The sequence below is a fragment of the Kitasatospora sp. MBT63 genome (assembly GCF_000710465.2).
In the GTDB taxonomy this organism is placed as follows: domain Bacteria; phylum Actinomycetota; class Actinomycetes; order Streptomycetales; family Streptomycetaceae; genus Kitasatospora.
In genome coordinates this window covers 12174-12648 of the sequence record NZ_JAIZ01000700.1, presented here as the reverse complement: position 1 = coordinate 12648, position 475 = coordinate 12174, and the positions used below count along the sequence as shown (strand labels likewise).

Sequence of the window (475 nt, the reverse complement as noted above, 5' to 3'; positions counted from 1 at the left end):
GGCCCGTCGGAGGGGTGCTCCGACGGGCCGGTCCGCGTGCGGGGGGCGTGACGTGTGGTGCTACTTCGCCGTCAGGTCGTAGAGCGTGGTGCTGCCGACCGTCTTGGCGGTGAAGTTGGCCTCGACCCAGGCGGTGATCTTGGAGGAGTCGTTGCCGGAGGAGCCGGTGGCGGAGGCGCCCTCGCCGCCCGCGCCGCCGGTCGTACCGCCGCGCATCCCGCCGCCCATGCCTCCGCCCATGCCGCCACCGCCGATGAAGTAGTGGATCTTGCCCTCGGCGACGTACTGCTGGAAGGCCTCCAGGCTCAGCGACGGGTCGGTGCCGTTGAAGCCGCCGAGCGCCATCACCGGCTCACCGGTGGCGAGTTGGTAGCTGGCCTGGTTCTGCGAACCGACTGCGGCGGCCACCCAGGTGTACAAACCGGCATCCTGCTTCAGCAGCGCGGCGACCTCGCTGCTGACCTGGGCACCGTTC

1 pseudogene is annotated in these 475 nt (G+C 70.9%); it reads right to left on the bottom strand.

Going from position 1 to position 475, the window contains the following annotated elements:
* Positions 1–60: 60 nt before the first annotated feature.
* Positions 61–475: pseudogene (locus tag AA75_RS52850) on the bottom strand (glycosyl transferase); the annotation flags it as partial.